Genomic DNA, 14,275 nt, shown 5'->3' with positions numbered 1-14,275 from the left:
TCTTGCGGGGAGGTGCTTTCCGCCGGTTTCCCGGGTCCCGAGGCTTTAAGCCCCGGTCTCTCGTCGGACTTGAAAATCCGGCGACACCATCTCCGTCGACCCCCTTGTGTGCCGCACAGGCACGCCCGGCGCGCTGTTCGGGCATCAGAAGCAGGTGGCCGGTCCTTGCACCATCCCGCTTCCCCCGTGTCGCCGGAGGGAGACCATTTTCCGCGGACCCCGATGATGAGGACTTACGTCGTTTCCCCACCACCAGCGCCGGCCCCGCCTCGCCAGCACGCCTGCCGGTGTATCCGAGGGCGGAACAGTTGACAGTCTGCCTCATAGTTTGACCCCGGGGACGATCCGCGCCTTGATTTTTCTCAAGCCACTGATTTCGTTGAACCCGGGACACGAACTCATCCCCGTTTTCCAGCCCTATTCGAACTCCATGATCAGCTCGTCGACCGCAAGGCTTTGCCCCGCGGCCGCGGCGATGCGCTTGACGATGCCCTTGCGCTCGGCCTTCAGGACATTCTCCATCTTCATGGCCTCGACGCTCGCAAGCGTCTGGCCGGCCTCGACGGCCTCGCCTTCGCTCACGGCGATCGAGGTGATGACGCCGGGCATCGGGCAGAGCAGCATTCTCGACGTGTCGGGCGGCAGCTTCACCGGCATCAGCCGTGCAAGTTCGGCGACCCGCGGGCTGCGGACCCGGGCGATCACGTCGATGCCGCGCCAGCGCAGCCGGATTCCCGACCCGTGGAGATCGACCTTCACGCCCATATGGTGTCCGCCGGCATGGAAGACCGCATGGCTCTGGCCGGGTGCCCAGTCGCTTTCGACGGAAACCGGTTCACCGTCCGCGAAGGAGACGAACGTGCCCTCAGCCGAGGTGTCGAAGCCGGCGGAGAGTTCCGTCTCGGCAAGCGTCACGACCCAATTCCGCCCGACGACGCGGCGGTGATTGCCGATCGTGCCGGAAATCCGCACCGCCCGCTCCTGCAGGGCCTGGTTGATGGTGACGGCGATCGCCGCAAGGCGGCGGACGGCATTGGCGTCCGGCTTCAAGCCCGAAAACCCTTCCGGGAACTCTTCGGCGATGAAGGCGGTGGTGATCTTGCCCGAGCGGAAGCGCGGATGCTCCATGACGGCCGACAGGAAGGGAAGGTTGTGGCCGATGCCCTCGACCTCGAAATCGTCCAGCGCGTCACCCATGGCGCGGATCGCCGCCTGGCGGTCCGGCCCCCAGGTGCACAGCTTGGCAATCATCGGGTCGTAGTACATGGAGATCTCGCCGCCCTCGAAGACGCCGGTGTCGTTGCGCACGATCGTGCCGTCGCCTCGCCTGCCTTCCGCCGGCGGCCGATAGCGAGTGAGCCGCCCGATCGACGGCAGGAAGTTGCGATAGGGGTCTTCCGCATAGAGACGGCTTTCGATCGCCCAGCCGTCGAGCCGGATGTCCTCCTGGCCGAAGGACAGCGTCTCGCCGGCGGCGACGCGGATCATCTGCTCCACGAGATCGATGCCGGTGACGAGTTCGGTGACCGGGTGCTCCACCTGCAGGCGGGTGTTCATCTCGAGGAAGTAGAAATTGCGGTTGCCGTCGACGATGAACTCGACCGTGCCGGCGGAATGGTAACCCACTGCTTTCGAAAGCGCGACCGCCTGCTCGCCCATGGCGCGGCGGGTGGCCTCGTCGAGGAAGGGCGAGGGGGCCTCCTCGATGACCTTCTGGTTGCGGCGCTGGATGGAGCATTCGCGCTCGCCGAGATAGAGGACGTTGCCGTGCCTGTCGCCGAGCACCTGGATCTCGATGTGGCGCGGTTCGGTGACGAACTTCTCGATGAAGATGCGGTCGTCGCCGAAGGAACTCTTCGCCTCGTTCTTCGACGACTGGAAGCCTTCGCGGGCTTCCGCGTCGTTCCAGGCGATGCGCATGCCCTTGCCGCCGCCGCCGGCGGATGCCTTGATCATCACCGGATAGCCGATCGAGGCGGAAATCCTGACCGCCTCCTCGGCATCCTCGATCAGGCCCATGTGGCCGGGGACGGTCGAGACGCCGGCTCCGGCCGCGAGCTTCTTCGAGGTGATCTTGTCGCCCATGGCCCGGATGGCGCCGACCGGCGGGCCGATGAAGGTGACGCCTTCCTTCTCCAGCGCCTCGGCGAAGGCGGGATTCTCGGACAGGAAGCCGTAGCCCGGATGGACCGCATCGGCGCCCGTCCGGCGGATGGCGTCGAGGATCTTCTCGATGACGATGTAGGACTGCGAGGAGGGCGCCGCGCCGATATGCACCGCCTCGTCCGCCTGGCGTACATGCAGCGCGTCGCGGTCGGCGTCGGAATAGACCGCGACGGTGGCGATCCCCATCTTCTTCGCGGTGCGGATGACGCGGCAGGCGATCTCGCCGCGGTTGGCAATGAGAATTTTCCGGATCGGCACGGTCAAACCTCGAACACGTCTTCAAAGGATTCCGGGAAGCTCTGCCGCGCGACCTTCTCGTTGATCATCAGCAGGGCCTCATAGGAGGTCGGGTCGAACTCCTTCTCGGCGGCGACGATCTCGCGGCCGAAGAGGAGGTTGATGCGCGCCGCGTCGAGATTGCCGCGCTCGAAGGGCTCGCTCCCGAAATGGTGCCACAGGGCATGCAGGAAGGCCGCATCGATCCGGTGTTCCTTGGTGCCGGGCCGGCCATGGCGGGGCAGCGCCTTGATCGGCGTCACGCCCTTCGGATTGGCACGCCGGATGGTGAACTGGATGCCGGTGCCCGGCATGCCGGAGGGAAAGCCCCGGTGCTTCGTCATGTCGGGCAGGTTCGCCATTTTCTTCTCCTTCAGGCCTTGCCGATCTTGTCCTGGGTCTTCGTCTCGAAATCCGAGGCGTCGTGGCGTTCGTGCAGTTGCGAGGACGGTGCGCCCGAGAGGCGGTTGACCATGCCGCCGCGCTTGACCGCCGGACGTTCGCCGACCTGCTTTGCCCAGCGCAGGACATTCCCATATTCGTGGACCGCCAGGAACTCGCCCGAATCCGGATAGGAATCGTCGAGCGCGAGGCGGCCGTACCACGGCCAGATCGCCATGTCGGCGATCGTGTACTCGGACCCGGCCATGAACTCGTTGCCGGCGAGGTGCCGGTCCAGCACGTCCATCTGCCGCTTCACCTCCATCGCATAGCGATCGATCGCGTAGCGGATCTTCATCGGCGCATAGGTGAAGAAATGGCCGAAGCCGCCACCGAAGAAGGGCGCCGATCCCATCTGCCAGAACAGCCAGTTGAGCGTCTCGGTGCGGGTCCGGATCTCCTGCGGCAGGAAGGCGCCGAACTTCTCGGCGAGGTAGAGGAGGATCGAACCGGATTCGAAGATGCGCAGCGGCTCGCCGCCGCCCTTCGGCCGGTGGTCCATCATCGCCGGGATCTTGGAGTTCGGATTGACCTCCACGAAGCCGGAGCCGAACTGCTCGCCGTTGATGCGGACCAGCCAGGCATCGTATTCGGCGTCCCGGTGGCCGGCGGCCAGCAGTTCCTCCAGGAGGATGGTGACCTTCACGCCGTTCGGCGTGCCCTGGGAATAGAGCTGCAGCGGATGCCTGCCGACCGGCAACTCCTTCTCATGCGTGGCGCCGGCGACGGGCCGGTTGACGCCGGCGAATTCCCCGCCATTGCTTGCCTCGAGGGTCCACACTTTCGGGGGCACATAGCCGGGGGGCACGTTCTTCTCGGGCGGAAACTTCTCGGTGTCGGTCATGAGGGCGATCCTTGTCGGAAGGTTTCGGTGGGGCGTGACGTCATTCGAAATTGTTCGGCCGGCCGGGCGGCATTCCCGGGTCTTCTCAAAGCGGGATCGTATCGTGCTTCTTCCAGTGGGTCGTGACCCGCTTGTTGCGCAGCGAGGCGAAGGCGCGGGCGATGCGGCGCCGCGAGGAATGCGGCATGATCACCTCGTCGATGAATCCGCGCTCGGCGGCGACGAACGGGTTGGCGAAGCGCTCCTCGTACTCCGCCGTGCGGCCGGCGATCTTTTCCTTGTCGGAGAGTTCCGAGCGGTAGAGGATCTCGGTTGCGCCCTTCGCCCCCATCACGGCGATCTCGGCGGACGGCCAGGCATAGTTGATGTCGGCGCCGATATGCTTGGACGCCATCACGTCATAGGCGCCGCCATAGGCCTTGCGGGTGATCAGCGTCACCATCGGGACGGTCGCCTCGGAATAGGCGAAGAGGAGCTTGGCGCCGTGCTTGATGACGCCGCTATATTCCTGGGCCGTCCCCGGCAGGAAGCCCGGCACGTCCACAAGCGTCAGGATCGGGATGGAAAAGGCGTCGCAGAAGCGCACGAAACGGGCGGCCTTGCGGGAGGAATCGATGTCGAGACAGCCGGCCAGCACCATCGGCTGGTTGGCGACGACGCCGACCGTCTCGCCCTCGATCCGGATGAAACCGGTGACGATGTTCCTGGCGAAGGCTTCCTGGATCTCGAAGAAGTCGCCTTCGTCGGCGATCGCCAGGATCAGCTCCTTCATGTCGTATGGCTTGGTGGCGCTGTCGGGGATCAGGCTGTCGAGCCGCATCTCGACCCGGGACGGATCGTCATGGAAGGGCCGGACCGGCGGCTTCTCCCGGTTGTTGAGCGGCAGGAAGTCGAAGAGCCGGCGCGTCGCCTCAAGGGCCTCGATGTCGTTCTCGTAGGCCGCGTCGGCGACCGAGGATTTCTTTGTATGGGTCCCGGCGCCGCCGAGTTCCTCCGCGGTGACGATCTCGTTGGTGACCGTCTTCACGACGTCCGGACCGGTGACGAACATGTAGGAACTGTCGCGGACCATGAAGATGAAGTCGGTCATCGCCGGCGAGTAGACCGCGCCGCCGGCGCAGGGGCCCATGATCACGGAGATCTGCGGGATGACGCCGGAGGCCTCGGCATTGCGGCGGAAGACTTCCGCATAGCCGGCGAGCGAGGAAACGCCTTCCTGGATGCGCGCGCCGCCCGAATCGTTGAGGCCGATCACCGGCGCCCCGACGCGCACCGCCATGTCCATGATCTTGCAGATCTTCTGGGCGTGCGTTTCCGACAGCGATCCGCCGAGGACGGTGAAATCCTGCGAGAAGACGTAGACCTGGCGGCCGTTGATTGTGCCCCAGCCAGTGACGACCCCGTCGCCCGCGATCTTCTGCTCGGCCATGCCGAAGTCGACCGCCCGGTGGGTGACGTACATGTCGAACTCCTCGAAGGAGCCCTCGTCGAGCAGGACCTCGATCCGTTCGCGGGCCGTCAGCTTGCCCTTGCCGTGCTGCGCCTGGATGCGTTTCTCGCCACCGCCGAGCCTTGCTTCGGACCGACGCTTCTCCAACTCATGCAGCACTGCGCGCATTGGCAACTCCCAAGGTTATTCCGGCTTCCTTATGTCCTCGGCCGGCCGCAGAAAAGCATTGAACGCGTGCTGGTGCCAAATTATAAAATTGCAAAGCGGAAAATGCGAAATTGCAAACATGGCGATCGGCAAGCTTTTCATCGGCCGGAAGGTAAGGGAACTCCGCGCGGCGAGCAATGCGACGCAAAGCCAGTTCGCCGAGCGGATCGGCATTTCGACCAGTTACCTGAACCAGATCGAGAACAACCAGCGCCCGGTCTCGGCGGCGGTCCTTCTCGCGCTCGCCGACAAGTTCCAGCTCGACCTTGCGGAACTGTCGACCGGGGAGACCGACCGCCTTCTGTCGGCGCTGGCCGAGGCGCTTTCCGATCCGCTGTTCGACAATTATGCGCCGAGCGTCCACGAACTCAAGCTGGTGACGCAGAATGCGCCTGGACTGGCGCATGCGCTGATCACCGTGCACCAGGCCTATCGGCGAAACAGCGAACAGCTGGCAAGCATGGACGACCGGCTGGGCGGCACCGCGGCGGTGGAGACGACGCCCTATGACGAGGTGCGCGACTTCTTCCACTTCGTCGACAACTACCTCCACGATCTCGACACGGAGGCCGAGCGGCTCGCGGGCGAGCTCGGCCTCGGCGACGCTAGCCGGCACGCCGTCCTCGCCGATCATCTTGAGCGGCAGTACGGCATCCGGGTCGCCTACCAGCCGATGCCGGACAGTGCCTTGCGGCGCTTCGATCCCGCCGGGCGGATCCTGACGATCAATCCCTATGCGCCGCCGGCCACGCGCGACTTCCAGGTCGCGGTCAAGATCGCCCAGCTGCATGCCGCAGGCATGGTCGACGCCATCGCCAGAGGCGCCGGCTTCCGCACCGAGGAGGCGGTGGAGATCTGTCGCATCGGCCTGCACAACTATTTCGCCGGCGCGCTGATCATGCCCTACCAGGCCTTCCTGCGCTCCGCGCGGGAGCTTCGCCACGACATGGAACTGCTGGCCGCGCGCTTCGGGACGTCGCTGGAGCAGATCTGCCACCGCCTCTCGACCCTGCAGAGGCCGGGGCAGAAGGGCGTACCGATCTTCTTCGCCCGCATCGACCGGGCCGGCAACATCACCAAGCGCCATAGCGCGACCAAGCTCCAGTTCGCCCGCTTCGGGGCGGCCTGTCCGCTCTGGAACGCCCACCGGGCCTTCGAGGCGCCGGGGCGGATCATCCGCCAGCTTGCCGAGACGCCCGATGGCGCGCGCTATCTCTGCCTCGCCATCGAGGTGAACAAGGGGCTAGGCGGGTTCCGCTCCCAGCAGCCGAGCTATGCGCTGGCGCTGGGCTGCGAGATTTCCTATGCGCAGGCCTTCGTCTATGCGGACGACCTGAACCTGACGGAGCGGTCGAGCTTCGATCCGATCGGCATTTCCTGCCGCACCTGCGAGCGGGTCAACTGCGCGAGCCGCGCCGTGCCGCCCTTCCGCCGCCGGATCTTCGTCGATCCCGATATGCGCGAGACGACACCCTACCGGATCGGCTAGGCTCGGACGGCAAACCCACGAGGATGATGAGAATGCGGGCACTGGTACTGGAAGAAAAAGGCGTCCTGGCGCTGCGCGAGATCGACCTGCCGATGACGGTCGGCCCCGACGACGTGAGGATTGCCATCCATACGGTCGGCGTCTGCGGCAGCGACGTGCATTATTACACGCACGGCGCGATCGGCCCCTTCGTGCTGCGCGAGCCGATGGTTCTCGGCCACGAGGCCGCCGGCACGATCGTCGAGGTCGGAGCCGCGGTCAGGCACCTGAAGGTGGGCGACCGGGTCTGCATGGAGCCCGGCGTGCCGAACCTCTCGTCGCGGGCCTCCAAGCTCGGCCTCTACAATGTCGATCCGGACGTCCGCTTCTGGGCGACGCCGCCGGTCCACGGGGTCCTCGCCCCCTATGCCGTCCATCCCGCCGCGTTCACCTACAGGCTGCCGGACAATGTCTCCTTTGCCGAGGGCGCCATGGTCGAGCCCTTCGCGATCGGCATGCAGGCGGCGACGAAGGCGCGCATCCGGCCGGGCGACGTGGCGGCGGTGATCGGCTGCGGGCCGATCGGCATCATGGTGGCGCTGGCAGCCCTGGCCGGCGGCTGCGCCCGCGTCTTCATCTCCGACCTCAGCGCCGAAAAGCTGGCGATCGCCGGTCGCTATCCCGGTATCGTCCCGGTGAATATCAACGAGCGGTCGCTCGCCGACGTCATCGCCGACGAGACGGGCGGATGGGGTGCCGACATCGTCTTCGAGGCAAGCGGCAGCCTGAGGGCCTTCGACGGGCTGTTTGACATCGTCCGACCCGGCGGCGCGGTGGTGCTTGTGGGCCTGCCGGTGGAGAAGGCCGCCTTCGACGTCGCCGGCGCGATCTCCAGGGAAGTGCGCATCGAGACCGTCTTCCGCTATGCCAACATCTTCGACCGGTCGCTGGAACTGATCGCTTCGGGCAAGGTCGATCTCAAGCCGCTGATCACCGGGGTCTATGCGTTCGAGGATTCGATTGCAGCCTTCCAGCGTGCGGCGGCCGGCAACGCCTCGGACGTCAAGCTGCAGATCCGGATTGCCGGCGAGGAATAGCCTGTCGTTCCCGCCGGGCGGCTTTCGGTTCAAAAACGGTCAGTTCCGGAAAAGTTTAGCGATTGCCTTAAGCGGATGCAGATGAGCATCGGCTAATGGTATCGGCGTGGGTGAGGCATGTGACCTCACGGGCATCACGCCCTTGCCGCCGGATGAGCCGGCAGACGAACGACAAGAAACGGCTCAGACAGGCAGGGACGCATCATGTTCAGGAAGTTTGCGATCGCATTCGCGGCACTCGCCGCCATGGCCACCTCGGCGGAAGCAATCAGCCTCGGCGCCGCACGGAGCGCCAAGCCACAGGCCTCGCGGACGCTCGCGGCACCGGCCGGCTATCAGATTTTCTGCATTCGCAACAAGGCGGAGTGCCGGGGCGGCGGTGCCTCCAAGATCGAATATACCGCCGGGACAGCAAACCTGCTGCGCCGCGTCAACGACGCCGTCAACGGCTCCATCCGCTACCGCGCCGACCGCGCGGGGAAATGGAGCCTCGGCGGTCGCTCGGGGGATTGCGAGGATTTCGCGCTGACGAAACGCAGCCGCCTCATCAAGGCCGGCATCCCGGCGGGCGCCCTTCGGCTCGCGACCGCGCGGACCAGCCGCGGAGAACTTCACGCGGTCCTGATCGTCAAGACGGACAAGGGGGATTACGTGCTGGACAATATCCGCAAGTCCATCGTCTCGCGGGGGCAATCCGGATACCGTTACCTCAAGGTCGCGACGAGTGACCCGAAGGTATGGCAGCCTGCAAGGGCCGGCCGCGAGATATAGCGGACGGCCCTTGGGCTAAAATCTTTAAGCTTCGAGCGATCAGGTCGGCGAAGCAGGAACCGGGGCAGCGATCGGGGACGGGCCGCTGCCGAAGTCGCTCGACTCGCCACCGACGCCTCCGGTATCGCCGGTTCCCGCACCTGCGCCGGCACCCGGGCCGGCAGCCGTGTCGGTTCCCGTGGCAGCAGATGCCTCGGCGATTTCGTCGGCAGCCGAAGCCGGTGCCGCACCGAGGGCAGCGGCGACGATTTCGTCTTCCGCGGCCGGGTTCGCGGCGATGGCAGCGGCGACGATGTCACCGATTTCGTCATCCGACGCACCGGCTGCAGCTGCGGCCGAAACAGCGGCTGCAACTTCATCCGGAGTGGAAGGAACCTGGGCGAATGCCGGGGCCGAGAAGCCCACGGAAAGAGCGAGCGCGATGGCCGGGATTGCGAGCTTGGATTTCGTCGACTTGCTCATTTGTAACATCCTTGATCTGGCTTCCGGGAGAAAAGCCTAAAATATCCAACACAGATGAAAACGACCGCTGTCCGCCAAAGTTCCCGGCGTAGTTCATCAACTAATGGTATTAATGGCACAGGCAAAAGTAAAACTCAATACTCGCCCGATCCCAGATGTTCTATAGTATCGATCCGGCCGATGATCACCATGTCCTGTGCAGCGCTAATATTCGTGCCGTGCGAGCGAAGTGCTCCGACGGAGGCCGAGCTCCGTCGGGCATCCGTCATCGCCCGAAAAGCAGGTTGGGCACGAAGAGGACAAGCTCGGGGACGAAGACCAGCAGCAAGGCGACGAAGGTGATCGCGACCATCAGCGGCACCGATTCGCGCGTATATTCGCCGATCTTCACCTTGAGGATTGAGCAGACCGCATACATGGCGGCCCCAACGGGCGGCGTGAAATTGCCGATGGTCGCGGCGACGACGAAGACGACGCCGAAATGGACGGGATCGCCGCCGAGGCTTCGCACCAGCGGCAGGAAGATCGGCGTCAGCATGATGATCAGCACCGTCGCGTCGATGAAGAAGCCGCAGGCGATGATGAAGAGGACGATGAGCGTGAGCACGCCGTAGAAGCTGTCGGTGACCGACAGGATGGCGCCCGAGATCAGTTCCGGGACCCGCTCCAGCACGATGCCGTAGCTGAAGATGGCGGAAAGCGCGATCAGGAACATCACCGCGCCGACATCCGACAGGCTGCCTTCCAGCGCGTCGCGGAAGGAGGCGGCCTTCAGCTTCCGATAGGCCAGGACGCCGATCAGCACCGCGTAGATGACGGCGAATGCGCCGATTTCCGACGGCGTGAAGATGCCGAAGCGAAGGCCGGCGAGCAGGATGATCGGGAAGAGGATCGCCCAGATGCCGCCCCGCAGCGCATCGAAGACTTCCCGCGCCGACGGACGATCCGTGCGCTGCGCCGGATAATTGCGCTTGCGGGAGACGACCGAGACGGTGAAGGCGAGGGCGGCCCAGAGCAGGAAGGCCGGGACGAACCCCGCCGCAAAGAGCCGGCCGATCGAGACCTGGCCGATCGTGCCGTAGATGATGAAGCCGAGGCCCGGCGGAATGATCGGCGTGAGGATGGAGCCGAAGGAGAGGACGCCGGCCGTGAAGCCCTTCGACATGCCGCGGCTGATCATCTCGTTGCCGAGCATCCGGCTCTGCATCGCGGCATCGGCGATGGCCGAGCCGGACACGCCGCCCATCAGGGCCGAGAGCGCAAGCGACATCTGGGCGAGGCCGCCCTTCATCCGGCCTGCGATGACCGAGGCAAGGTCGAGCAGCCGTTCGGTGATTCCAGACGCGTTCATCAGGTTGCCCGCCATGATGAAGAGCGGGATCGCCAGGAGCGCGAAGTTCTGCGTGGTCGAGATCGTCTGCTGCAGCGGAATGGTGATTGGCAGTTCCGGGTGCTGGAGGAAGAAGACGACGCCGGATATCCCGATCGCAAAGGCGACGGGCATGCCGGTCAGCATCAGGACGATGAAGGCTATGGTAACGAGCAGCATGGCCCTGGCACCTCAGGCGGCTGTGACGGCAGCATTGGTGCTGCGGCGAAGGTCGATGAGCTTGACGATCGTGGTCATCGCCAGAAGCAGGCCCCCGAACGGGAGGCTGGCGGTAACCCAGGAATAGCTGATCCAGGAAATTCCCTGGAAGCTGCGCGCCCGGCTGATCCAGGCGAGCTGGGCCCCGTAGATCACCACGAAGGTGAGGAAGGCGAGCAGGATCACGTAGTTCACATAGGTGAGCAGGCGCTGGGCCGATGCCGGCAGGCGCTCGGTGACGAGCTCGATCGACATCAGCGCGTCGCGCCGCCAGGCGATGTCGGCACAGATGAAGCACGCCCAGGCGAAGAAGCATGTGGCGAAATCGATGGTCCAGTTGAGAGGATGCGAGACCAGGCGCGCCAGCCCCGCCATGAAGATCAACAGGACCATCAGGATGAGAAAGGTCCCGGCCACGACCGCTTCGAATTTACCTATTGTTTCGTAGATCTTTCGCATCGGTCTTTCCTGCGGCCGGGTTCCTGTTCTGGTTACTTCGCGAGTTCGGCCTGGACGGCGTCGCGCGCTTCGGTGATGCCGAGGGCCTCATAGGCCTTGTCGCCGGCAGCCTTGAAGGCCTCGAGGTCGATCTCGCTGACGACCTCCATCCCCTTCGACTGCAGGTCGGCCTTGATCGTTTCGGCCATGTCGGCGATCTTCTGCGAGGTCTCGCGGCCGGCGGCGCTGCATTCCTCGACGAGCGCCGTCTGGTAGTCGGCCGGAAGCGAGTCGAACCACTGCGAGCTGACAACCTGGAAGTTGATCAGCATGATATGCTTGGTTTCGTTCGCGTATTTGAGGACTTCGTAGAAGCGCCCGCCCGGAATGTTGGCATAGACCAGTTCGACGCCGTCGATCGCCTGCTGCTGAAGTGCCGGATACATGTCGCCGAAGGCCATGGCGGTCGGGGCCGCCCCGAGGGCGCGGACGGATTCCTGCCAGATCGGCGCCGGAGGGGTCCGGACGCGCAGCCCGGCCAGGTCTTCCGGCGTCTTCACCGGCTTGTTGGTGAAGAAGTGGCGGAAGCCCTGTACCCAGTCGAAGCAGACGACCTTCAGGCCGTGCTGGGTCGCGAGCTCGTCTTCCCACTTCTGGATGGTCGGCGAGTCGGAGAGCTTCCAGACGTCGTCGAGCGAGCTGACCAGATAGGGGCCGTTCATCACGGCGATGTTCGGGACGTAGTTGCCGAGGCGGGCCGAATCCGTGTTCTGGCCGACATTGGCGCCCTGGCGGATCTGCTCGATGATATCTTCCTCAACGCCGAGCTGGGCGCTGTGGTAGACCTCCATCTTGAGGCCGCCATTGGTGCGCTCCTCCACCTTCTTTGCCCAGTTCGTGAACCCTTCGTGGAAGGGCTCGCTCGGTCCAAGCACGTGGTTGAACCGAAGCGTGAAGGTTTCCTGCGCGATGGCCGCCTGCGAGGTGACGGCTGCGAGACCCGTGGCCGCCAGCAGAGGCAGAAGCTTTTTGGCAATCCTGTTCATACTCTCCTCCAAGTGTTGTGGTGTTCCGGCATCCGTCGTGGATGCCGGCAGATCACCGGCTTGCCGGCCGGCCGCAGCCCCTACCTGTCGAAGGGCAGCGTCAGGCTATATTTTTCGGCAAGTTCGGCAAAGCCTTCCCGTGTGGCGGGATCAAGCGGCAGTCCGGTCCGGCGTCGCTCCTCCGCGACCTTCCATTCCCGGTCGCCCGGCGCCATGACGGTTGCCCCGGCCCGCGCCGGCGAGGATCGCAGAACCTCGACATAGCGCTTCATTCCGGCGTCGAAGACCTCCCTCTCGACGAAGGCGCCGGGCTTCAGCGCAAGCACGAAGGCGCCGAGGCCGCGCGGGGTGGTAAGATCCGGTCCGTTCATCGGCAGGATGTCGAAGCTCAGGCGCATGCCCGAGATCACGGCGCTGAGGATTTCGGCAACCCCGGCAAGCGCGGCGCCCTTGAACCCGAACGCGCCGCCGACCGGAGCCAGCATTTCGACCTCGGCCGGATCGAGGACGTCCTGGCCGGTCGCGTCCGACGCGACGCCTTCCGGAAGCTCCACCCCGAGGCTGCGATAGAGCTGGACGCGATTGTAGGGAATGGCGCTCGTGGCCATGTCGAGAAGCCAGGGCTGTTCGTTCTCCACCGGGACGGCGAAGGCGATCGGGTTCGTGCCGTGGAAGCGCATGGCGCCGTCATGGAGGCGCACGAAGCTGTCGGAATTGCAGACCGCAAGCCCGATAAAGCCGCGCTCGGCTGCCGCCATCGCATAGGCGCCGGCCGGGCCGAAATGCGAACCGTTGCGGATCGACACGGCGCCGATGCCGAACTTCTCGGCAAGGTCGACCGCATTGTCCATGGCGCGGTAGGCGCCGAGGGCTCCGTGGCCGTGATCGGCGTCGAGCGAGGCAACGGCGCCGAAGGACTGGACGAGCCTGACGTCGGGGCGCCGGTTTACGCGACCGGCCTCCATGACCTTCACATAGTGGACGAGAAGCCGGACGCCGTGGCTGTCCACACCGAGTCGCGAGCCGTGCATCATCGCGCGGGTGGCCGCGTCGGCGGTCGCCTCGTCGGCGCCGACGGCGGCGAACACCTGCCGGCAGAAGCTGTCCGTTGCCTCGATGGAGGCGTGGACGACCTCGCTGCCTGTGGTCCTGACGGACGAATTCATAATGTCTGGCCTCCGTCTATGACCAGCAACTGGCCGGTCATGTATGCTGTTTCTTCGCTGGCTAGGTAGACCGCCGCGGCGGCCATTTCCTCTACCGTCCCCAGTCGCCCCATCGGCTGGCGGGCGAGGAAGGTCCGGTGCATTTCGGCGGGGTCGTCGCTGGCGTCTATGCGATCCTGCAGGGAAGGGGAATGCGTCGTCCCGGGGCACAGTGCGTTGCAACGGACGCCGGTCGCGATCACGTCGCGGGCGACCGCCTTTGTCAAGCCGATCATCGCCGCCTTGCTGGCCCCGTAGGCCGCGCGGTTGGCGACCCCGGTGATGCTGGAGGCGACGGAGGCGACGTTGACGATCGATCCGCTGCCGCGCTCGATCATCGAGGGCAGCGCGGCCCGGATCGTCCGGAAGGCGGCGGTGGCGTTCTGGTCGAGACTCCGTTGCCAGGCCTCCTCGTCGCAATCGAGGATCGACCCGTTGTGGACCCATCCCGCGCAGTTGACGAGGATGTCGAGAGGCCCGGCGGCGGCAACGACGTCGCGGATCGCGGTCGCGTCGGTGACGTCCAGCCCGGCGATGCGGATACGGTCGGACGCGCGGGGCAGGTCCTCCATCTTGGCAAGCGTGCGGCTCGTCGCCACCACGGTCGCCCCTTCCCGGGCGAAGCGAAGGGCGATCGCCCGGCCGATACCCTGGCCGGCGCCGGTGACGAGCGCGTGCTTCCCGGCGAGACGCTCTCCCATGCTCTCTCCTCCATAACGTATGCGGTGTACACTATACGTAATGTTTCGGCGTTAGCAACCCCGAAACGATTTTCATGGTCGCCTGCCGTTTGCTGCAGCACGAGCAAGCTGATAA

At 65.3% G+C, this 14,275-nt stretch carries 13 protein-coding genes; 3 read left to right on the top strand and 10 right to left on the bottom strand.

Features of this window, described 5'->3' with window-relative positions; all coding sequences use genetic code 11:
- Nucleotides 1–417: 417 nt before the first annotated feature.
- From ACWGPT_RS04835 to ACWGPT_RS04820, 4 genes are all read right to left on the bottom strand, one after another.
- Nucleotides 418–2,424, bottom strand: a complete 2,007-nt coding sequence (locus tag ACWGPT_RS04835; RefSeq protein ID WP_452604443.1) for an acetyl-CoA carboxylase biotin carboxylase subunit — start codon at nucleotides 2,422–2,424, stop codon at nucleotides 418–420.
- Nucleotides 2,425–2,426: 2 nt separating this feature from the next.
- A complete protein-coding gene (locus ACWGPT_RS04830; protein ID WP_452604442.1) occupies nucleotides 2,427–2,804 on the bottom strand; it encodes a hypothetical protein in 378 nt (125 codons plus the stop codon).
- 11 nt (nucleotides 2,805–2,815) lie between these two features.
- Nucleotides 2,816–3,727 carry a glutathione-dependent disulfide-bond oxidoreductase gene (gene yghU / locus ACWGPT_RS04825; protein ID WP_452604441.1) on the bottom strand — a complete coding sequence of 304 codons (912 nt, stop codon included), beginning with the start codon at nucleotides 3,725–3,727 and terminating at the stop codon, nucleotides 2,816–2,818.
- A gap of 85 nt (nucleotides 3,728–3,812) precedes the next feature.
- Nucleotides 3,813–5,345: an acyl-CoA carboxylase subunit beta gene (locus ACWGPT_RS04820; RefSeq protein WP_452604440.1), complete on the bottom strand. Its 1,533-nt coding sequence runs from the start codon at nucleotides 5,343–5,345 to the stop codon at nucleotides 3,813–3,815.
- Nucleotides 5,346–5,463: 118 nt separating this feature from the next.
- Between ACWGPT_RS04820 and ACWGPT_RS04815 the strand changes: the two genes are divergently transcribed.
- From ACWGPT_RS04815 to ACWGPT_RS04805, 3 genes are all read left to right on the top strand, one after another.
- On the top strand, nucleotides 5,464–6,873 hold the full coding sequence (locus ACWGPT_RS04815; RefSeq protein ID WP_452604439.1) for a helix-turn-helix domain-containing protein: 1,410 nt from the start codon (nucleotides 5,464–5,466) through the stop codon (nucleotides 6,871–6,873).
- 32 nt (nucleotides 6,874–6,905) lie between these two features.
- Nucleotides 6,906–7,949 (top strand): NAD(P)-dependent alcohol dehydrogenase, encoded by a 1,044-nt coding sequence (locus tag ACWGPT_RS04810; RefSeq protein ID WP_452604438.1) that lies wholly within the window; start codon nucleotides 6,906–6,908, stop codon nucleotides 7,947–7,949.
- Between the two features lie 204 nt (nucleotides 7,950–8,153).
- On the top strand, nucleotides 8,154–8,720 hold the full coding sequence (locus tag ACWGPT_RS04805) for a transglutaminase-like cysteine peptidase (RefSeq protein WP_452604437.1): 567 nt from the start codon (nucleotides 8,154–8,156) through the stop codon (nucleotides 8,718–8,720).
- 39 nt (nucleotides 8,721–8,759) lie between these two features.
- Here ACWGPT_RS04805 and ACWGPT_RS04800 read toward each other — a convergent pair whose 3' ends face one another.
- The 6 genes from ACWGPT_RS04800 to ACWGPT_RS04775 form a co-directional block, all read right to left on the bottom strand.
- Nucleotides 8,760–9,182, bottom strand: coding sequence for a hypothetical protein (locus ACWGPT_RS04800; protein WP_452604436.1), 423 nt, complete (start codon nucleotides 9,180–9,182; stop codon nucleotides 8,760–8,762).
- A gap of 265 nt (nucleotides 9,183–9,447) precedes the next feature.
- A complete protein-coding gene (locus tag ACWGPT_RS04795; RefSeq protein ID WP_452604435.1) occupies nucleotides 9,448–10,731 on the bottom strand; it encodes a TRAP transporter large permease in 1,284 nt (427 codons plus the stop codon).
- Between the two features lie 12 nt (nucleotides 10,732–10,743).
- Nucleotides 10,744–11,229 (bottom strand): TRAP transporter small permease, encoded by a 486-nt coding sequence (locus tag ACWGPT_RS04790; RefSeq protein WP_452604434.1) that lies wholly within the window; start codon nucleotides 11,227–11,229, stop codon nucleotides 10,744–10,746.
- Between the two features lie 32 nt (nucleotides 11,230–11,261).
- On the bottom strand, nucleotides 11,262–12,254 hold the full coding sequence (locus ACWGPT_RS04785; RefSeq protein ID WP_452604433.1) for a C4-dicarboxylate TRAP transporter substrate-binding protein: 993 nt from the start codon (nucleotides 12,252–12,254) through the stop codon (nucleotides 11,262–11,264).
- 80 nt (nucleotides 12,255–12,334) lie between these two features.
- Nucleotides 12,335–13,420: an Ldh family oxidoreductase gene (locus ACWGPT_RS04780; protein ID WP_452604432.1), complete on the bottom strand. Its 1,086-nt coding sequence runs from the start codon at nucleotides 13,418–13,420 to the stop codon at nucleotides 12,335–12,337.
- Complete coding sequence (locus ACWGPT_RS04775; RefSeq protein ID WP_452604431.1) at nucleotides 13,417–14,160, bottom strand: SDR family oxidoreductase; 744 nt, start codon at nucleotides 14,158–14,160, stop codon at nucleotides 13,417–13,419. The genes ACWGPT_RS04780 and ACWGPT_RS04775 overlap by 4 nt, the downstream gene beginning before the upstream one ends.
- Nucleotides 14,161–14,275 lie beyond the last annotated feature (115 nt).

This window comes from Pseudorhizobium sp. NPDC055634 (assembly GCF_053618655.1).
The sequence above is the reverse complement of the archived record's forward strand: the minus strand, read 5'-3'. Positions and strand labels throughout refer to the sequence as shown.